This is a genomic window from Enterovirga sp., from assembly GCF_035325185.1.
GTDB lineage: Bacteria > Pseudomonadota > Alphaproteobacteria > Rhizobiales > Beijerinckiaceae > Enterovirga.
In genome coordinates this window covers 18417-36393 of sequence record NZ_DAOLAJ010000010.1, presented here as the reverse complement: position 1 = coordinate 36393, position 17977 = coordinate 18417, and the positions used below count along the sequence as shown (strand labels likewise).

Genomic DNA, 17977 nt, shown 5'->3' with positions numbered 1-17977 from the left:
TCGCTTGTGCTACTGAACACCCTATCATCCCCGGCCGGAGCGAAGCGGAGGGGAAGGGGATCCAGAGCCGCAAGCGAGCCCTCCTGGATCCCCTTCCCGGCCCTTCGGGCCACCGGGGATGACAGGGGAGAAGGGATGATGGACGGGAGCGTGTGAATCCCGGCCGCTCAGCGGCTTCCGCCGGAACTGCCGATGGCCGTCTTGATGCCCTGGATGAGGGAGGTCAGGTCGGTCCCGAGCGCCGCCAGCCCCGCCTTCACGCCCCAATAGATCGCTATCAGGATGATGGGGACGAGGATCCAGCCGAGAATCTCCTCCACGAAGCGGCGGCGCCGCCGCCGCTCCCACCCCGGCTCCCGCCAGCTTTTCCGCACGCGCGGAGGCGGGGGCTCCTTCGATTTCGGCAGCGGCCCCGCGTGGTGCTCATCCTCCGGGGAGGATTCCTTCAGCGGCCCTGCATGGAGGTCACTCATCACACACGTACCAGCGGAACTCTCGGCGTGCGTAATCCTCCGCCGCCCTCCCCGCTACCGGGATCGCGCGATCCCGGCCGCTTTTTCGGCTCGGTGCGGGATTTCCGCTTCACCTTCCTGGCCGCGCTCTCGACGATCTTCTCGGGGCGGGGCGTGACCGGCCCCTCGGGATATTCGAAGCCGAGGCTCTGCTTGCCGGCCTCGTCCGTCGCGAGGACGACGCGGACGGCGCCCCCTCCCTTGAGGCGGCCGAACAGCACCTCGTCCGCGAGCGGGGTCTTGATGGTGGACTGGATGAGCCGCGCCATGGGCCGCGCGCCCATCGCCTCGTCGTAGCCGTTCTCGCAGAGCCAGTCCCGCGCCTCGTCGGACAGCTCGATGACGACGTTGCGGTCGGCGAGCTGCGCCTCGAGCTGAAGGACGAACTTGTCCACCACCTTCGCGACCACCTCCTTGGCCAGGCGGCCGAAGGAGATGATGGCGTCGAGCCGGTTCCTGAACTCGGGCGCGAAGAGGCGGTTGATGGCCTCGACGTCGTCGCCCTCGCGCTTGCTCTGCGTGAAGCCGTAGGCCGCGCGCGCGAGGTCGGAAGCCCCCGCGTTCGTCGTCATGATGATGATGACGTTGCGGAAATCGATCTGCTTGCCGTTATGGTCGGTGAGCTTGCCGTGGTCCATGACCTGCAACAGGATGTTGAACAGGTCGGGATGGGCCTTCTCGACCTCGTCGAGCAGCAGCACGCAATGCGGGTGCTGGTCGACGCCGTCGGTGAGGAGGCCGCCCTGGTCGAAGCCGACATAGCCGGGCGGGGCGCCGATCAGCCGCGAGACCGTGTGGCGCTCCATGTATTCGGACATGTCGAAGCGCAGCATCTCGACGCCGAGCGAGGCGGCGAGCTGCTTGGCGACCTCCGTCTTGCCGACGCCGGTCGGCCCGGCGAAAAGATAGGCGCCGATCGGCTTCTCGGGATCGCGCAGGCCCGCGCGGGCGAGCTTGATCGAGGCCGTCAGCGCCGAGATGGCCGCGTCCTGGCCGTAGACGACGCGCTTCAGCGTCGCCTCGAGATTGGCCAGCACCTCCGCATCGTCCTTGGAGACGGTCTTGGGCGGAATGCGCGCCATGGTGGCGATGGTCGCCTCGATCTCCTTGATGCCGATCGTCTTCTTGCGCCGGTGCTCCGGGATCAGCATCTGCGAGGCGCCGGTCTCGTCGATCACGTCGATCGCCTTGTCCGGCAGCTTGCGGTCGTTGATGTAGCGCGCCGACAATTCGACGGCGGCCTTGATCGCCTCGCCCGTGAAGCGGAGCTTGTGGAACTCCTCGTAATAGGGCTTCAGCCCCTTCACGATCTCGATCGTGTCCGGGATCGAGGGCTCGTTGACGTCGATCTTCTGGAACCGGCGCACCAGCGCCCGGTCCTTCTCGAAATACTGGCGGTATTCCTTGTAGGTGGTCGAGCCGATGCAGCGCAAAGTGCCGGCCGAGAGGGCGGGCTTGAGCAGGTTCGAGGCGTCCATCGCCCCGCCCGAGGTCGCGCCCGCCCCGATGACGGTGTGGATCTCGTCGATGAACATGATGGCGTTGGGATGCGCCTCGATCTCCTTGACGACCTGCTTCAGCCGCTCCTCGAAATCGCCGCGATAGCGCGTGCCGGCAAGCAGCGTGCCCATGTCGAGCGAGAAGACGGTCGAGTTCTCCAGCACCTCCGGCACTTCGCCGCGCACGATCTTGCGCGCGAGACCCTCGGCGATGGCCGTCTTGCCGACGCCCGGATCGCCGACGAGAAGCGGGTTGTTCTTCTGCCGGCGGCAGAGGACCTGGATCGTGCGCTGGACCTCGGCCTCGCGCCCGATCAGAGGGTCGATCTTGCCCTCCTTCGCCTTCTTGTTGAGGTTGACGCAGTAGGTCTCCAGCGCTTCGCCCTTCTTCTTCTGCTGCGCCCCTTCCTCGTTGCCGGCGGGGCGCTCGTGGGATTCCTCCTCGGCCCCGCGCGGCGGCCGGCTCTCGGCGAGTCCCGGCCGCTTGGCGATGCCGTGGCTGATGTAGTTGACCGCGTCGTAGCGGGTCATTTCCTGCTCTTGCAGGAAATAGGCCGCATGGCTCTCCCGCTCGGCGAAGATCGCGACCAGCACGTTGGCGCCCGTCACCTCCTCGCGCCCCGAGGACTGCACGTGGATCACCGCGCGCTGGATGACGCGCTGGAAGCCCGCGGTCGGCTTCGAATCCTGCCGGCTGTCGACGACGAGATTGGCCAGTTCGGTATCGACATATTCGACGAGATTGCGCCGCAGGACGTCGAGATCGACGTTGCAGGCCCGCATGACGGCCGCGGCGTCCTGGTCGTCGACAAGCGCCAGGAGCAAGTGCTCCAGCGTCGCATATTCGTGGCGGCGCTCGCCGGCGAGCGCCAGGGCCCGGTGGAGCGCTTGCTCCAGGCTACGTGAGAAGCTCGGCATGGCCCCCTCTCTTTCAGCTCTGTCGATCCCGGCCCGCGCGACGCGCCTTGCGGGAAGATCGGCCACCGTCCCGGCCTTTGCCAGCGCCCCGCCGCAGGCGAAACGCCGCACCGATCCCGGCTATTTCTTTTCCATCACGCATTGCAGCGGATGCTGGTGCTTGCGCGCGAAATCCATCACCTGGGTCACCTTGGTCTCGGCGACCTCGTAGGTGAAGATGCCGCATTCGCCGACGCCGTTCTGGTGCACGTGCAGCATGATGCGGGTCGCATCGTCGCGGCTCTTGTTGAAGAAGCGCTCGAGCACGAGGACCACGAATTCCATCGGCGTGTAGTCGTCGTTGAGCAGCAGCACCCGGTAGAGATTCGGGCGCTTGGTCTTCGCCTTGGGCTTGGTGATGATGGCGGTGCCGGAGCGGCCGTCATCGCCGCCGCCCGATTCGCTCCCGGCAGCACGCTCAAGCCAGCGCTGAAAGCCGACCCGCTCCCTCATCCCGCGCTCAACTCCTCAATCGCGCCCACGCGCGCACGTTGCCTAATCTAGAGGCCGCGACGCCGCTTCGCCAGAGGCGCGCCCCGCGGTTCCCAGGCCATATCGTAGCACAACGCATGCCGGCCCGAATCGGGTAGCCTTTCATTGTGGCCAAACGAAAACGCCCGGCGCGAAGCCGGGCGTTCGTTACGCAACGAAACTTGGGAGGAAGCGCTTACGCGGCCTTCTTCATCAGGCCCTCGAAGGGAGCAGCCGCTTCCTTGGCCGTGTTGACGGCGAGCTGGCTGATCTTCGAGGTCTGGGCGACGAGGCCCTCGTAGCTGGAGCGGACGTAGTCGCCCTGGATCTGGAGGGCGGCCTCGAAGGTCTTGGCGCCGAGGAGCTGCTCGGTCGCCTTCTGGCCCTGCTCGACCGAACGCTTCACGAAATCGACGCTCTCGGTGGCAACGGCCTGCGCGCCCGAGGAGACGGCGCCGAAGGACTTGAGAGCGGCCTCGCCGCCCTCGCGGCTGAGCTTGGTGAAGGTGTCGAGCTTGAAGGAATCGAAGGAGATCATGTGCATTCGGGCCCTGGGGGCTCCGTCCCTGGTTTGAGTTGACTGGCCGCTCGCCGGATCAGCTCGCCGCCACGTCCCCTATATGTGCGGTGCACAATGAGAAGTCAAGGCATTTTTGTGCGTCGCAACATAAAATCGGACCCGTCCTCGAAACGCCATTTAACCCATCCGTAACGGCGTCTCCGTAGCGTCATTGATCGTGGCGGGCCGGTGACGCTTTTCTGGCGCCCCGGCCCGGACTGCCTCGGTTGTGGTGCCTCGGGGGCGAGCGTCATGTTGGGTTGCGTTGGCGTTGGTCGGGTCCGCATTGCCGTTCTGGCGGGCCTTGTCGGTTTCACGGCCTCGATCGGGGCCTCAGGCGAGGCGGAGGCGCGCCGCGCCAAGCGGCCGGCCCGGGCGCATGCCGCGCAGGTCTACGCGCCTCCCTATGCGGCCATGGTCGTCGACGCCAATACGGGGCGCACCATGCATGCGGTCAACGAGGATGCGCTGCGCCATCCCGCCTCCGTCACCAAGGTGATGACGCTCTATCTGCTCTTCGAGCAGCTCCAGAGCGGCAGGCTCCGCCTCGATTCGGAACTGACCGTGTCGCGCCGGGCCTCCGCCATGGCCCCCTCCAAGCTGGGCCTCCCCCCCGGCAGCAAGATCGAGGTGGAGGACGCGATCAAGGCCATCGTGACCCGCTCGGCCAACGACGTCGCGGCCACGATCGCGGAGAATCTCGGCGGCAGCGAGGAAGCCTTCGCGGCGCGGATGACGAAGAAGGCCCGCGCGCTCGGCATGACGCGCACCGTCTACCGCAACGCCTCCGGCCTGCCCAATCCCGAGCAGGTGACGACGGCGCGCGACCTGACCATCCTGGCCCGCGCCGTGCAGGAGAAATTCCCGAAATACTACAAGTACTTCCAGACGAGGTCCTTCGCCTGGAAGGGGCAGACCATCGGCAACCACAACCGGCTTCTGGGCCGGGTCGAGGGCGTCGACGGCATCAAGACCGGCTTCACCAACGCCTCCGGCTTCAACCTGATGACCAATGCGCGCCTGGAGGGCCGCCACATCGTCGGCGTGGTGCTGGGCGGGCGCTCGGGGCGCAGCCGCGACGACATCATGGCGAACCTGATCCGCACCAATCTCGCCAAGGCCGCGACGGGCGGCCACAACTCGGTCTTCGCGAATGCGCAGGACGACGACGACGATGCGCCGGTGATGGCCCGCACCCAGGTCGCCGCGGCCGACGACGTCGAATCGACCGGCTCCATCTCCGCACGCACCTCGATCGACCTCCAGACCGAGCGCGCGCCGCTGCCGCCGGCCAAGCCTCTCCTTCCGGGCCAGAAATTCGACGGGCGCCTTCCCCTCTCCTCGGCTGTCCCCGCGGATCGCGAGCCCGCCCCGGCCGAGCCCCCCGCGCGGCCCAAGGCCATCGCGGCGGCCTTTGTCCCGGTCGCCTCCGCGCCGGCCGCGCCCGTCCGGGCGCAGGGAGCGCCCCGCGAGACCGTCAGCCGTCCCATCGCCGTCACGCCCTGGGTGATCCAGCTCGCCGCCGAGAACGACGAGGACAAGGCCCGCTCTCTCCTCGCCGAGGCGAAATCGGCCTCCGGCCGCCTCCTCGCCCGCGCCGCCCCCTTCACCGAGAAGATCAGCCGCGGCGGGACCACCCTCTACCGCGCCCGCTTCTCCGGCTTCGCCGAGGCGGATGCCGCCCAGGAAGCCTGCCGGTCCCTCAAGAGCCGCGGCTTCGCCTGCTTCGCCACCCGGAGCTGAACGGCTCTTCCCCGAATCCGACACCGGCACGGCCGGCGCGCGTGGAGCATCAGCGATGTCGGTTCAGCAGCACGTCCTTGGCCTGATTGACGCGGCTCGCGAGGTAGGTCGACCCGCCCTGGTCGGGATGAAGCTTCTTCATCAGCGTCCGGTGCGCCTGCCGAACGGCAGCTTCGCCCGCTCCTGGCTCAAGCCCCAGGATCTGGTAGGCCTCCTCCTGCGTCATCGCGCCGAATTGCGGCTCGGCCCGGCGCCCGTCGTGCGCGTGCGCCTCAGCGTGTTCACGCCAGCGGGGAAGGCGGCGGTCGAGATAAGCTTCGAGGAGGCGCGCGCCGTCCGGGTCGCCAACGACCCAGTCCCGGTGCAGGCCGAGCAGGTCCGCCTCTGAGAGGGACTCGAGGGGCCGCCCGGCGAAGGGGCCGGACAGCACCGTCCCGGCGATCCGGCCGCTGTCGTGGTCAAGTTCCATCTCGACGCTCCGAGACCTGACGCGCGAGGAGGTGCCCGCCGACCTCGCCGAGGGGGAGCCGCCGAAGGGCGCGGGCAGCGAGTTCCAGCCAAGGAGCCAGCCGCCGCCCGTCCCGAGCAGCATCGCCATGTCGATGCGCCCGCGCAGGGCGAGCAAGGCCGCCGCCGCGAGCGCGGCCACGCCGCCCGCGAGCCGGCCGAGCCTCGCGATCCGCGCGCGGCTCGGGCCGACGAGATACTTGACCATCCACCAGGCGAGAATGGCCGTGCAGAGGGCCGCGAGCAGCATCATCGCCTGGCGCTCCCCGGCCCCGTCAGCGCGGGAATCGCGGCGAGAAGCCGGCGGGCGCCTTCCTCACGCGCCGCGAGCCGGTCGAGCGCCGCGCGGCCTCCCCCCGCATAGGCCGCGACCGCCCGCACCAGGGCCGCGAGGGGGGCGGGAGCGCGCGAATCGAAAGCCATCGCCGCCCCGCCCGTCAGCCGCGCGATCTCGCCATAGGCGGCCGCGACCCGCTCCGATCCGCCCTCGTGGAACATGAAGGTCTTCACGCCCAGGAGGCCGAGCCGGCCCGCCTTCTCGCAAAGCGAATCCAGGCTCTCCTCCACCGCATCGCCCACATAGACGAGGGCGCGGACAGGCTCGCGCGCGGTCTCGTCCAGGACGTGGCCGAGAACGCGGCCGATCTGCGTCTCGCCGGCCTCGCAGCGAATCTTCCCCATCAACTCGGCGAGGCGCCTCGGATCGGCGACCCAGCGGGAGGCGCGGCATTCGCGGAAACCGCGGAAATAGACGAGTTGGACCGCGAGCCCGCCGATTCCCGCCGCCGCGTCGAACATGCCGACCTGCACCCGCGAGGCCATGTCCCAGCTCGGCTGCCGGCTCATCGTGGCGTCGAGGGCGAAGACGAGCCGCGCCGCCCCTGAAGCGGGTGCCGCGACCTCGCGCACCGTGTTCAGGAATGCATCGATCTCGCGGGAATGCGAGGGCGCTTCTGGAAGCGTCCGGGGCGGTCTGGTGGTCATTTGCTCAGAATGTGGGAGGGAGGGTCGCCTGCGCAATCGGCCGCGATGCCGCCGGACCCACGGCTCCGCTGCGCTGTCGCAAGGCGTGCCCTCATTGCGGATTCGTTCATCCTGCGGAAGACAGGCTGCCTTGCCGGGGCCGGCCGCGGACGGCATGGTCAAAAGAAGGGGGTGCGAAGCAAGATGTGGATGATCCGTCTCTACAGCCGGGTGCTGTGGCAACTGGGCTCCGATCTTCGGATCGGAGCGGTGCTCGCCCTGGCCAATATCGCGCTCGCCGTGGCGACCTTCGCCGAGCCGATCCTGTTCGGCAAGATCATCGACCTTCTGTCGCAATCGGCGAGCGCGCCTGCGCCGATCAGCTTCGGCACGGTCCTGCCCTACATCCTGGCCTGGGTCGGCTTCGGCCTGTTCACGATCGCGGCCGGCGTCCTGATCGGCCTTCATGCCGACCGCCTCTCGCATCGCCGGCGCCTCGCGGTCATGGCGACCTATTTCGAGCATGTCCTCGAACTGCCCCTCGCCTTCCACACCTCGACCCATTCGGGCCGCGTCCTGAAGGTGATGCTGGAGGGCTCGACCGGGATGTCCTGGCTCTGGCTCGGCTTCTTCCGGGAGCATTTCGCCGCGCTCGTCTCGCTCTGCGTGCTCCTGCCGCTGACGCTGTTCCTGAACTGGCGGCTCGCCTCTCTTCTCGTCGCGCTCATCATCGTCTTCGCGATCATGACCACCTACGTCCTGAGGAAGACCGAGCAGCTGCAAGGCCAGGTCGAGGATTACCATTCGCTCCTCGCCGAGCAGGCGTCCGACGCGCTCGGCAACGTGCCGGTCATCCAGTCCTTCACCCGCGTCAAGGCCGAGACGACCCAGCTCCGCAAGACGATCACCCAGCTTCTCGCCGCGCAGACGCCGGTCCTCTCCTGGTGGGCGATCGCCAATATCGGCACCCGCGCCTCGGCCACCCTGACCGTCACCTCGATCTTCCTCTTCGGCACCTTCCTCAACCTCACGGGCTACGCCACGATCGGCGAGGTCGTGATGTTCATGTCGATCGCGCAGATGCTGATCGCCAAGCTGGAGCACGTCGTCTCCTTCGTGAACTCGCTGTTCATGCAGGCGCCGAAGATGCGCCAGTTCTTCGAGATCCTCGACACGGCGCCGAGCGTCCACGACAAGCCGGGCGCCCAGAACATCGAGCGCTTCAAGGGGGCGGTCGAGTTCGAGGACGTCTCCTTCTCCTATGACGGCAAGCGCACCGCCATCGCCGATCTCAGCTTCGGCGTGCAGCCGGGGGAGAACGTGGCGCTGGTCGGCTCGACGGGCTCGGGCAAGTCGACGACCCTCGGCCTGCTGCACCGGGCCTTCGATCCGCAATCGGGCATCATCCGAATCGACGGGGTGGATATCCGCGACATCACGCTGGCCTCGCTGCGGCGCAATATCGGCGTCGTCTTTCAGGAGCCGATGCTCTTCGCCCGCTCGATCCGCGAAAACCTCCAGGTCGGCCGCCCCGACGCGACGGAAGCGGAGATGCGCGAGGCGCTGGAGCGCGCCCAGGCGTCCGAATTCATCCAGCGCCAGGCGGACGGCCTCGATTCGGTGATCGGCGAGCGGGGCCGCTCGCTGTCGGGCGGGGAGCGCCAGCGCCTCTCGATCGCACGCGCGCTCCTGAAGAACCCGCCCGTCCTGATCCTCGACGAAGCCACCAGCGCCCTCGACGCGGCGACCGAGAAGAAGCTCCAGGCGGCGCTCGAGGAGGTCATGAAGGGCCGCACGACCTTCGTGATCGCCCACCGCCTCGCCACCATCCGCAACGCCGACCGCATCCTCGTCTTCGATGCCGGGCGCGTCGTCGAGAGCGGCACCTTCGACGAGCTGGTCGCCCAGGGCGGGCGCTTCGCGGAACTCGCCAAGGCGCAGTTCATGGCGAGCGCCGACGAGGATCGGACCCTCGCGCCCCCGCCGCGTCTCGCCCTCTCCCACGGCTGAGCCGGGGCGGGTCTCAGCCCGAGGCGGCCTCGCGCCGGAGGAAGTCGAGCACGTCGCCCGAGGGCACGCCCTCGGCGATGAAGGCGCGCCCGATGCCGCGGGCGAGGATGAAGGTCAGCCGGCCGGCCTTCACCTTCTTGTCCTGCCCCATCGCATCCAGGATCGCCTCCGGCGTGCCGAAGCCCCCCGGCACCTCGGCGAGGCTCGCCGGCATGCCCATGGCCGCGAGATGCCGGCGCACCCGCTCGGCCTCCGCCTCCGCGCACAGGCCGAGCGCCGCCGAGAAGCGGAAGGCGAGGGCGAGCCCGATCGCGACCGCCTCCCCGTGGACGAGCCGCGCGCCGTCATAGGCGACGATGCGCTCCAGCGCATGGGCGAAGGTGTGGCCGAGATTGAGAAGCGCGCGCCGCCCCTCCTCCCGCTCGTCCTCGACGACCACGGCGGCCTTCGCCCGGCAGCTCACCGCGACGGCGTGATCGCGCTCCGGGCCGCCTGCGAGGATCGCGCCGCCATGGGCCTCGCACCAGGCGAAGAAGTCCGCATCGTCGATGAGGCCGTATTTCACCACCTCCGCGTAGCCCGCACGCAACTCGCGCACGGGCAGCGTGTCGAGAAGCGCCGTATCGGCGAGGACCAGGGACGGCTGGTGGAAAGCGCCGATCAGGTTCTTGCCCGCCGGCGCGTTGATGCCCGTCTTGCCGCCGACCGAGGAATCGACCTGGGCGAGAAGGGAAGTCGGCGCCTGCACGAGGCGGACCCCGCGCCGCAGGATCGCGGCGGCGAAGCCGGCGAGGTCGCCGACCACCCCGCCCCCGAGGGCGACGACGAGATCGCCGCGCTCGATCTTCGCCTCCAGCAGCGCATTGGAGACGCGCTCGAGCTGGGCGAAGCTCTTCGACCCCTCTCCCGCCGGCACCGTCACATGCGCGACACGCAATCCCGCCGCCGCGAGGACGGCGTCGAGCGCCTCTCCGTGGAGCTTCGCGACATGCTCGTCCGACACGACGGCCGCGGCACGGGCCCCGAGCGCGCCCAGACGCGGGGCGGCGGTCTCCAGCACGCCGCGTCCAACCAGGATGTCGTAGGCGCGGTCACCGAGCGGCACGTGGACGACCTGCGAGGCGGGGTTCGCCCGGGCCGGCGCGCGCTCCGCAGGAGGACGCTCGACGAGGAGATGGGAGGTGAGATGGTCCATCACGTCCTGGGTGACCTTGTCGTGAGAGGCATCAAGCGAATCGACGGTGACGTCGGCGAGCGCATAGACCGGATAGCGCTCGTCCATGAGGCGGCGCATGGTGCCCTCGGGATCGTCCGTCCGCAGGAGCGGCCGGTTGCTGCGCCGGCGCACGCGCTTCATCAGCGTCGGCAAATCCGCCCGCAGCCAGATCGACACCCCGCGGGAGCGGACGTGATCGCGGATGTCGGCATTCATGAAGGCGCCCCCGCCCGTGGCGAGCACGATCTGACCGTTCTCCTGAAGGAGCCGGGCGAGCACGCGCTTTTCCAGGTCCCGGAAGGCCGCCTCCCCATAGATCTTGAAGATGTCGGGGATCGACATGGCGGCGGCGGCCTCGATCTCCTGGTCCGCGTCGCGGAAGGGCAGGCCGAGCCGCGCGGCCAGCCGCCGGCCGATCGTCGTCTTGCCGGCTCCCATCAGCCCGACGAGCACGATCGAGCGATCGCGCAGCCGCGCGACGAGGCCCTGGCGGAAGCGGGCCGGGATTTCTGGAACGCCTGGCGGAGCCGAGACGTCCGGCAGGACTTTCTCCATGGCCCGTCTCTATCATGTCGGGGCATCCGCGAAAGGACCCGAATCGTGAGCAGCATGGCCACCGACCTGCGCCTCGCCGATCTCTTCCTCGACATGCTGGCGGCCGAGCGCGGCGCGGCGCGCAACACGCTGGACGCCTATTCCCGCGACCTCGCCGACTATCTCGCCTATCTCGCCGAGGCGGGCCTGCGGGCGGCGGAGGCCGGGCCGGCCGCGATCCGGGGTTTCCTCGCGAGCCTCGACGAGCGGGGGCTGAAGCCCGCCTCGGCCGCGCGCCGGCTCTCCGCCGTGCGCCAGTTCCACAAGTTCCTCTATGCGGAGGGCCATGCGGGCACGGACCCGACCGCGGCGACCTCCGGCCCCAAGCGGCAGCGCGGCTTGCCCAAGGTCCTCTCCGTGGACGAGGTGGACCGGCTGCTGCGGGTCGCCCGGGAGAGCGCCGAGGATGCCGGGGCGCCCCCGGCGCTCCGACGCCGGGCGCTCCGCATGCACTGCCTGATCGAGCTTCTCTACGCGACGGGGCTTCGCGTATCCGAATTGATCGCGCTCCCGCGCAGCGCCGCGCGGGCGCGGGAGCGCTTCATCATGGTGCGCGGCAAGGGGAGCAAGGACCGTCTCGTGCCCCTCAACGAGGCGGCTCTTTCGGCCGCCGGCCGCTGGCTCGAGGAGCTGGACGGGGCAGCCGGCCCGTGGCTCTTCCCGGCGGATTCCGAGAGCGGGCACCTGACGCGGCAGGCTTTCGCGCGCGATCTGAAGGCGGCCGCGGCCGCGGCCGGGCTGCGGAGCGACCTCGTCAGCCCGCACGTGCTCCGCCACGCCTTCGCCAGCCATCTCCTCCAGAACGGCGCCGACCTGCGCATCGTGCAGGAACTGCTGGGCCATGCCGACATCGCCACCACCCAGATCTACACCCACGTCCTCGACGAGCGCCTGAAAGGCATGGTGCGGGACCTGCACCCGATGTCGGGCGGCGCGTCCTGAGCCGCTCCGAGCCGCGAAGGATCAACCTTAACCGCCGGCGAAACAGGGCGCCCGAAACGACCCGAGCGCCTCAACGCGGCGGTCGGCAAGCCGGCAGAAACCGCCCGGCCTCCGTGCTCCCGCCGGGTGCAGAAACCGTTTCTGCACATCTGCGACGCAATGCTCGGGAGAAATCGGCCACATCGCCGGACATTCCGAGCCACGCACCATGCCGCGGACCATCGCCTCCTTCCTGAGGGACCGGAAGGGAAACATCGCCACCCTGTTCGGGCTGTCCCTGCTCCCGCTCGCGCTGATCGCCGGGACAGCCATCGACTATACCGGCGCGAACACCATGCTGAGCAACCTGCAGAAGAGCGTCGACGCAGCGACGCTCGAACTATGCCAGACCTCGGCCAATCTCACGGTGGCCGACCTGCGCACGCGCGCCCAGATCTCGCTGAACGAGCGCTTCTCCGATGCGCCGGTGACGATCATCGATCTCCAGTCTCAATCCATCCCGCGCGCCATCACGCTTTCGGCGAAGGCCGCCTCCCCGACGACGTTCATGCAGCTCGCGAACGTGCCGAGCATCCCGATCTCGGCCACGGCCACCTGCTCGGCCTCGGAGACCTATTTCGAGATCGCGCTCGTGCTCGACACCACCGGATCGATGCAGAATTCCGGGAAAATCACCTCGGCCAAGACCGCCGCCACCAACTTCGTGAACTACATGTTCAGCACCGGCGCGATGCCGGGCCACGTGCGCATGTCGCTCGTGCCCTTCGCCGCGACCGTCGCCGTTCCGACCTCCTACAGGACCGCCGCCTGGATGGACAGCAAGGGCCTGTCTCCCCTCCATTGGCAGTACATCACGAGCCCCGTCAGCAACACCACGAACCCGACGACGAATTTCGCCAGCAGGTTCACGATCTACGATCAATTGAAGACGAAAAACTCGAGCTGGGGCTGGGCCGGCTGCGTCGAATCTCCGCCCTATCCGTACAACGTCAATGACGGCGCGGTCTCCTCCTCCGTGCCGGCCAGCCTGATCGTGCCGTCATTCGCGATCGACGAGCTGACGGACGTCAGCAAGACGAAATACTACAGCAACAATACCTATCTCGATGACGGATATGCGACCGGCAGCAGCGCGACCTGCCGGAGCGACGATCCCACCCTGTCCAAGAGGATGACCCAAGCCTGCAAATACCAGGCGGCGAAGAACACCCAGACGTCGGCAGGCGGACCCAACTGGATGTGCACCTCCCGGCCCCTCTCGATCCTCGGGACCAGCCAGTCGACGCTCCTTTCGGAGATCAACCTGCTGCAGCCGAGCGGCAATACCGACATCCACGAAGGCTTCATGTGGGGCTGGCGGACGATTTCGCCGACCAGCGTGTTCTCCAGCCAGGCGAGCCCGCCGGTCTCCTACGCCCAGACCATTCCGCAGGGGGGGCTGCCCGTCTACAAGAAGATCATCGTGCTCATGACCGACGGCGCCAATACCTGGACCTCGGACAACAGCATGGCCCTGGGCTCGTATTATTCCGCCTATGGCTACTTCAAGAAGGCGGACGGGACGGATCCGACGAGCGCCAATTCGCGCTTCATCCCGGGCCGCACGAACCTGAAAACCGACAGCGACGGGCGCGCCGCCATCGACGAGCTGGTCTCGACCTCCTGCACCAACGCCAAGGCGAAGGGCGTCGTCATCTACACGGTCGGCTTCAGCACCAAGAGCGACCCGATCGACGCGCAGGGACAAGCCCTGCTGAAAAACTGCGCCACGGGAAACAACTACTACTTCCTGGCCACCGACGGCACCGCGCTCGTCTCAGCCTTCGACACCATCTCCAAGTCGATCGGCTCCCTCCGCCTGACCCACTGAGGGGCCTCTCCTCGCGGCGGCCCGGCCGGACCGCCCCGATCAGCCCGATTTCCGGCGCAGCAGGAAGACGCCCTGCTGGCCGAACAGGTTCCAGACCCACCAGGGCAAGCTGAAGCGCACCGGGTGGCCGCCGGCATCGAGGGCATGGGCCTGCTCGATGGTCGCCCCCAGCTCCCGGCACAGCCCGACGAAGTCGCGCATCGTGCAGAAATGGATGTTGGGCGTGTCGTACCAGCTTTGCGGCAGGTTGTCCGTGATCGGCATCCTGCCGCGCCCGGCGAGTTCCCAGCGCACGCGCCAATGGCCGAAATTCGGGAAGGAGACGATGGCGCGGCGCCCGATGCGCAGCATGTGCTCGAGCACGAGGCGCGGCTGGCGCGTGGCCTGGATCGTCTGGGACAGGATCACATAGTCGAAAACATCGTCGGGATAATCGGCGAGGTCGGTATCGGCATCGCCCTGGATCACCGCGAGGCCGCGCGCGAGGGACTGGCTCACGCCCTCGCGCGACAATTCGATGCCGCGCCCGTCGACGCCGCGATGATCCCGCAGGAGCGCGAGCAGCGTGCCGTCCCCGCAGCCGACATCGAGGACCCGCGAGCCCGGCTCGACCATTCCGGCCACGAGGAGATGGTCCTTGCGGCTCCCCGGCAGGAGCAGCGGGGCCGGCCCGGAGCGGGCCGGGGCCGCCGCGATCCTCTGCATTCCCGGTGCCGCCGACGTCATCGGATCCCCCGTGCGATGGCGGCCGCATCGAGGAAACCGCGCGCCGCCGCGAACATTTCCGGCTCGTCGAGCAGGAAGGCGTCGTGCCCCTTGTCGCTCTCGATCTCGACGAAGCCGACCTGCGCCCCCCCTGCATTGAGCGCATGCACGATGGCCCGCGATTCCCGCGTCGGGAAGAGCCAGTCGGAGGTGAAGGACATCACGAGGAAGCGCGTCGGCGAACCCCGGAAGGCGTTGGCGAGCGTGCCGCCGTGCTCCGCCGCGAGATCGAAGTAATCCATCGCCCGCGTCACATAGAGATAGGAATTGGGATCGAACCGCTCGACGAAGCTCGAGCCCTGGTGGCGCAGATAGCTCTCGATCTGGAAATCGGCGTCGAAGGTGAAGGTCGGCGCGTCCCGGTTCTGGAGGGCGCGGCCGAACTTGCGGTGCAGGGTCGTCTCGGAGAGATAGGTGATATGCGCGCCCATCCGCGCGACGGCGAGCCCCTTCCTGGGCCTCACGCCCTCGTCGAGATAGCGCCCGCGGCGCCAGTCGGGATCGGCCATGACGGCCTGCCGGCCGACCTCGTGGAAGGCGATGTTCTGGGCCGAATGGCGCGGCCCCGTCGCGATCGGCAGGGCCGAGAAGACGCGCTCGGGATAGCTCGCGGCCCATTGCAGGACCTGCATGCCGCCCATCGAGCCGCCGACCACGCAGAAGAGGCTCGCGATCCCCAGCCGGTCGAGCAGCATGGCCTGGGAGCGCACCATGTCGCGGATGGTGACGAGGGGAAAATCGAGAGCCCAGACCCGTCCGCCCTCGGCATGGATCGAGGCGGGACCCGTCGTGCCCATGCAGCCGCCGATCACGTTGGCGCAGATCACGAAGAAGCGCGACGTGTCGAGGGGCAGCCCCGGCCCGACCAGCGTCTCCCACCAGCCCGGCTTGCCGGTGACGGGGTTGCGGTTGGCCACATGCTGGTCCCCGGTCAGCGCATGGCAGACGAGGACCGCGTTCGAGCGCTCGGCGTTCAGGGTCCCGTAGGTCTGGTAGGCGATCTGCCAGGGGGCCAGGGCCACGCCCGCATCCAGCAGGAGCGGCTCGTCCGCCCCGAAACGCTGCACGGGGCTGGTCGGCTCGTTGGCCTCGGAGAGGTGGGTCGGCGGGCTGACCGCGCGCAGGGCTGTCTCGGTCATGTCGGGAAAATCATGCTGCCATTCGTTCGGAAAAGTCAACAAATCGTTCGATGTAACGATCGCGCCGGGAAGATCCTCCGGGTTGGCATCGCTGCCTCATCCTCCTAAAGGCCCCGGCATCGCGCTTTTTGAGCATGGCGCAGGGAGCGGTGTCGATGGCGGGGCAGGATCAGGAAGCGGCCTTGGCCGAGCTGCGCCGGGAGATCGACCGCATCGACGGCGAAATGCACGGCCTGCTCATGGCGCGTGGCGGGATCATCGATCGGCTCATCGCCGTCAAGGGGGGGACGGCCTCGACCGGCTCGGCCTTCCGGCCGGAGCGCGAGGCGTCGATGATGCGCGCCATGGGGCGGCGCCATGCCGGCGGCCTTCCCTTCGATGCGGTCGAGGGCATCTGGCGCATCATCATCTCGACCTTCACCCATCTCCAGGCGCCCTTTTCCGTCCATGCCGACCTGTCGGGCGACGCGGCGGCGATGCGCGACAGCGCCCGCTTCCATTTCGGCTTCACCGTGCCGCTCATCGGCGAGGCGGACCCGCAGGCGGTGATCGCGGCGGTCGCGGCCTCGCGAGGAGATCTCGGCCTCGTCGCGGTGGCCGGCGGCCCGGCCGCCGCCGCCTGGTGGCGCCTTCTCGAGCCGGCGGAGGCGCCGAAGGCGATCGCGCATCTGCCCTTCGTCGCGCGGCCGGGCCATCCCACACCCTATCCCGTCCTGGTCCTGGCCAAATCGGTCTCCGGCGAGGGACTCGGCTCGACGCTGCTTTATTCGGCGAGCGGCCTTTCGGGCGAAGGCGATCCGCCCCTCTGCCGCATCCTCGCCCGGCGCGGGGATGAGGTGCTCCTCGCCGCGCCTCGCGAGACGGATGCCGAGGAGTTGCGGCGGCAGCTCGGCGCCGGGTCTCTCGTCGTCGTCGGCAGCCACCCCTCCACGGAGCCGGCCTGAGCGTCAGCGCGGCTCGCTCCGGCGCGCACGGGCGGCCAGGATGGCGATGCTCGTGAGGGCGACAAGGGAAATGGCCAGCGCGGCCAGCGCCACGGCGGGCGCTCCCCAGCGGTCCTTCAGCAGCGAGAAGCCGAGGGGCGCCGCCGCGAAGGCCATGTTCTGCGGCACGCCGAGCTTGCCGGTGATGACGGCATAGGCCGCCGCCCCGAACAGCCGGATCGGCGCGACCGCCCGGACGACCGACATCAGCCCGGCCGAAACTCCGTAGGCGAAGACGAAGACCATCGCGCCTTTCGGCGAGGCGCCGGTAAGGAGAAGTACGATCAGGGCGAGCGGCATCAGGAGGGCTGACGCGACCCCGACATTGAGGATCGGAAAGCGCGAGCCGCCGAGGATGTCGAAGGCCCTCGCCAGGACCTGCCCCGGGCCGATCAGCGAACCGATGGCGACGGCCGTCGTGGCGCTGTGGCCATAGGCTTGCAGGATGCCGATCATGTGCAGCGGAAGCCCGAAGCTGAGCACTCCCGCGGCGGAGAAGCAGGTCGCAGCCAGCGCGAAGGCCCCTCGGACCGGAACGGCGGGCGCCTCGGGCCGCGCCTGCGCGTTGCCGCCCTGCGAGACGGGGTGATCGGCCAGCACGCCCCCCTTCGGCAGGCAGAAGAAGTGCAGCCCTGCCGTGACGAAAGCCTGGAAGCCCGCCAGGACGAGCAGCGTCCCGCGCCATCCCAGCCAGGCGTCGAGCGCGATCAGGATCGGCCAGGAGATCGCCGGCGAGAAGCCGATCAGCACGTAGAGCAGCCCCAGCGCCCGCCGCGCCCGGTCGGGGGCGATCTGCACCAGGGCGATCGAGGCGCCCTGCGTCAGCGCGAGCGGCATGGCGAGGCCGAACAGGATCCAGGCGAGGCCGAACAGAAGGGCGCCATGCGCGGAGCCGAGCGCCAGGAGCCCTCCCGCCCCGAGGAGCGAGCCGGTCGTCATCCAGCGCCGGGCGCCGTCCCGGTCCATCAGCCGCCCGGCCAGGGGCGAAGCGATGGCCGCCACGACGAGCATCGCGGTGACGGCACCGAAGATGACGGAGGGCGGGAAACCGAACCCCTGGGAGAGGCGGTCCGACAGGACCGCCGCCACGTGGAAGCTCGTGCCCCAGCCGGCGACCTGCGTGACGGTCAGCGCCGCGACGGCGATCCCGAGAGCCCGGGGGCCTGCCGTCCCCCTCGGCACTGCGATGCTCACCTCGGCCCTCCCGGCGCGGGAGAATCGCTTTCTCCCCGGCGGGGGGCGCTCGC

At 69.0% G+C, this 17977-nt stretch carries 15 protein-coding genes; 5 read left to right on the top strand and 10 right to left on the bottom strand.

What is annotated here, in order from left to right:
• Positions 1-167: 167 nt before the first annotated feature.
• The 4 genes from PKD06_RS03675 to PKD06_RS03660 all read right to left on the bottom strand — a co-directional run bounded on the left by PKD06_RS03675 (position 168) and on the right by PKD06_RS03660 (position 3977).
• Complete coding sequence (locus tag PKD06_RS03675) at positions 168-473, bottom strand: hypothetical protein (protein ID WP_324377703.1); 306 nt, start codon at positions 471-473, stop codon at positions 168-170.
• The gene (gene clpA, locus PKD06_RS03670) at positions 473-2929 is read right to left on the bottom strand and encodes an ATP-dependent Clp protease ATP-binding subunit ClpA (RefSeq protein WP_324377750.1); all 2457 of its coding nucleotides are present in this window, start codon (positions 2927-2929) and stop codon (positions 473-475) included. Before clpA ends, PKD06_RS03675 begins: the two co-directional genes overlap by 1 nt.
• 120 nt (positions 2930-3049) lie before the next feature.
• Positions 3050-3421, bottom strand: coding sequence for an ATP-dependent Clp protease adapter ClpS (gene clpS / locus PKD06_RS03665; RefSeq protein WP_324377701.1), 372 nt, complete (start codon positions 3419-3421; stop codon positions 3050-3052).
• Positions 3422-3635: 214 nt separating this feature from the next.
• A complete protein-coding gene (locus tag PKD06_RS03660) occupies positions 3636-3977 on the bottom strand; it encodes a phasin family protein (protein ID WP_324377700.1) in 342 nt (113 codons plus the stop codon).
• Positions 3978-4250: 273 nt separating this feature from the next.
• On the opposite strand from PKD06_RS03660, the gene PKD06_RS03655 reads away from it, so the two are divergent.
• Positions 4251-5741 carry a D-alanyl-D-alanine carboxypeptidase gene (locus PKD06_RS03655; RefSeq protein ID WP_324377698.1) on the top strand — a complete coding sequence of 497 codons (1491 nt, stop codon included), beginning with the start codon at positions 4251-4253 and terminating at the stop codon, positions 5739-5741.
• Between the two features lie 49 nt (positions 5742-5790).
• Here PKD06_RS03655 and PKD06_RS03650 read toward each other — a convergent pair whose 3' ends face one another.
• Together PKD06_RS03650 and PKD06_RS03645 are read right to left on the bottom strand one after the other, a co-directional pair.
• Positions 5791-6501 (bottom strand): DnaJ domain-containing protein, encoded by a 711-nt coding sequence (locus tag PKD06_RS03650; RefSeq protein ID WP_324377696.1) that lies wholly within the window; start codon positions 6499-6501, stop codon positions 5791-5793.
• On the bottom strand, positions 6498-7232 hold the full coding sequence (locus PKD06_RS03645) for a VWA domain-containing protein (RefSeq protein ID WP_324377694.1): 735 nt from the start codon (positions 7230-7232) through the stop codon (positions 6498-6500). Before PKD06_RS03645 ends, PKD06_RS03650 begins: the two co-directional genes overlap by 4 nt.
• A gap of 183 nt (positions 7233-7415) precedes the next feature.
• On the opposite strand from PKD06_RS03645, the gene PKD06_RS03640 reads away from it, so the two are divergent.
• Entirely contained in the window at positions 7416-9221 is a 1806-nt protein-coding gene (locus PKD06_RS03640) for a glucan ABC transporter ATP-binding protein/ permease (RefSeq protein WP_324377692.1), read from the top strand.
• Between the two features lie 13 nt (positions 9222-9234).
• Here PKD06_RS03640 and aroB read toward each other — a convergent pair whose 3' ends face one another.
• Positions 9235-10992 (bottom strand): 3-dehydroquinate synthase, encoded by a 1758-nt coding sequence (gene aroB / locus PKD06_RS03635; protein WP_324377690.1) that lies wholly within the window; start codon positions 10990-10992, stop codon positions 9235-9237.
• Positions 10993-11046: 54 nt separating this feature from the next.
• On the opposite strand from aroB, the gene PKD06_RS03630 reads away from it, so the two are divergent.
• Both PKD06_RS03630 and PKD06_RS03625 read left to right on the top strand, forming a co-directional pair.
• On the top strand, positions 11047-11973 hold the full coding sequence (locus PKD06_RS03630) for a site-specific tyrosine recombinase XerD (protein ID WP_324377748.1): 927 nt from the start codon (positions 11047-11049) through the stop codon (positions 11971-11973).
• A gap of 208 nt (positions 11974-12181) precedes the next feature.
• Positions 12182-13843 (top strand): TadE/TadG family type IV pilus assembly protein, encoded by a 1662-nt coding sequence (locus tag PKD06_RS03625; RefSeq protein ID WP_324377687.1) that lies wholly within the window; start codon positions 12182-12184, stop codon positions 13841-13843.
• Between the two features lie 39 nt (positions 13844-13882).
• Here the strand turns inward: PKD06_RS03625 and metW are convergent, their stop codons facing one another.
• Both metW and PKD06_RS03615 read right to left on the bottom strand, forming a co-directional pair.
• The gene (gene metW, locus PKD06_RS03620) at positions 13883-14548 is read right to left on the bottom strand and encodes a methionine biosynthesis protein MetW (protein WP_324377747.1); all 666 of its coding nucleotides are present in this window, start codon (positions 14546-14548) and stop codon (positions 13883-13885) included.
• Between the two features lie 17 nt (positions 14549-14565).
• Positions 14566-15747 carry a homoserine O-acetyltransferase gene (locus tag PKD06_RS03615; RefSeq protein ID WP_324377686.1) on the bottom strand — a complete coding sequence of 394 codons (1182 nt, stop codon included), beginning with the start codon at positions 15745-15747 and terminating at the stop codon, positions 14566-14568.
• 155 nt (positions 15748-15902) lie between these two features.
• On the opposite strand from PKD06_RS03615, the gene PKD06_RS03610 reads away from it, so the two are divergent.
• The gene (locus PKD06_RS03610) at positions 15903-16691 is read left to right on the top strand and encodes a chorismate mutase (protein WP_324377684.1); all 789 of its coding nucleotides are present in this window, start codon (positions 15903-15905) and stop codon (positions 16689-16691) included.
• A gap of 3 nt (positions 16692-16694) precedes the next feature.
• Here the strand turns inward: PKD06_RS03610 and PKD06_RS03605 are convergent, their stop codons facing one another.
• Positions 16695-17924: an MFS transporter gene (locus PKD06_RS03605; protein ID WP_324377682.1), complete on the bottom strand. Its 1230-nt coding sequence runs from the start codon at positions 17922-17924 to the stop codon at positions 16695-16697.
• Between the last annotated feature and the right edge of the window lie 53 nt (positions 17925-17977).

Bases quoted from the DNA above. Each gene is read 5' to 3' on its own strand.
- PKD06_RS03640 (WP_324377692.1), top strand. From the start codon at position 7,416: ATGTGGATGATCCGTCTCTACAGCCGGGTGCTGTGGCAACTGGGCTCC.
- clpA (WP_324377750.1), bottom strand. From the start codon at position 2,929: ATGCCGAGCTTCTCACGTAGCCTGGAGCAAGCGCTCCACCGGGCCCTG.
- clpS (WP_324377701.1), bottom strand. From the start codon at position 3,421: ATGAGGGAGCGGGTCGGCTTTCAGCGCTGGCTTGAGCGTGCTGCCGGG.
- aroB (WP_324377690.1), bottom strand. From the start codon at position 10,992: ATGGAGAAAGTCCTGCCGGACGTCTCGGCTCCGCCAGGCGTTCCAGAA.
- PKD06_RS03660 (WP_324377700.1), bottom strand. From the start codon at position 3,977: ATGATCTCCTTCGATTCCTTCAAGCTCGACACCTTCACCAAGCTCAGC.
- PKD06_RS03610 (WP_324377684.1), top strand. From the start codon at position 15,903: ATGGCGGGGCAGGATCAGGAAGCGGCCTTGGCCGAGCTGCGCCGGGAG.
- PKD06_RS03650 (WP_324377696.1), bottom strand. From the start codon at position 6,501: ATGATGCTGCTCGCGGCCCTCTGCACGGCCATTCTCGCCTGGTGGATG.
- PKD06_RS03675 (WP_324377703.1), bottom strand. From the start codon at position 473: ATGAGTGACCTCCATGCAGGGCCGCTGAAGGAATCCTCCCCGGAGGAT.
- PKD06_RS03630 (WP_324377748.1), top strand. From the start codon at position 11,047: ATGGCCACCGACCTGCGCCTCGCCGATCTCTTCCTCGACATGCTGGCG.
- PKD06_RS03615 (WP_324377686.1), bottom strand. From the start codon at position 15,747: ATGACCGAGACAGCCCTGCGCGCGGTCAGCCCGCCGACCCACCTCTCC.
- PKD06_RS03655 (WP_324377698.1), top strand. From the start codon at position 4,251: ATGTTGGGTTGCGTTGGCGTTGGTCGGGTCCGCATTGCCGTTCTGGCG.
- PKD06_RS03645 (WP_324377694.1), bottom strand. From the start codon at position 7,232: ATGACCACCAGACCGCCCCGGACGCTTCCAGAAGCGCCCTCGCATTCC.
- metW (WP_324377747.1), bottom strand. From the start codon at position 14,548: ATGCAGAGGATCGCGGCGGCCCCGGCCCGCTCCGGGCCGGCCCCGCTG.
- PKD06_RS03625 (WP_324377687.1), top strand. From the start codon at position 12,182: ATGCCGCGGACCATCGCCTCCTTCCTGAGGGACCGGAAGGGAAACATC.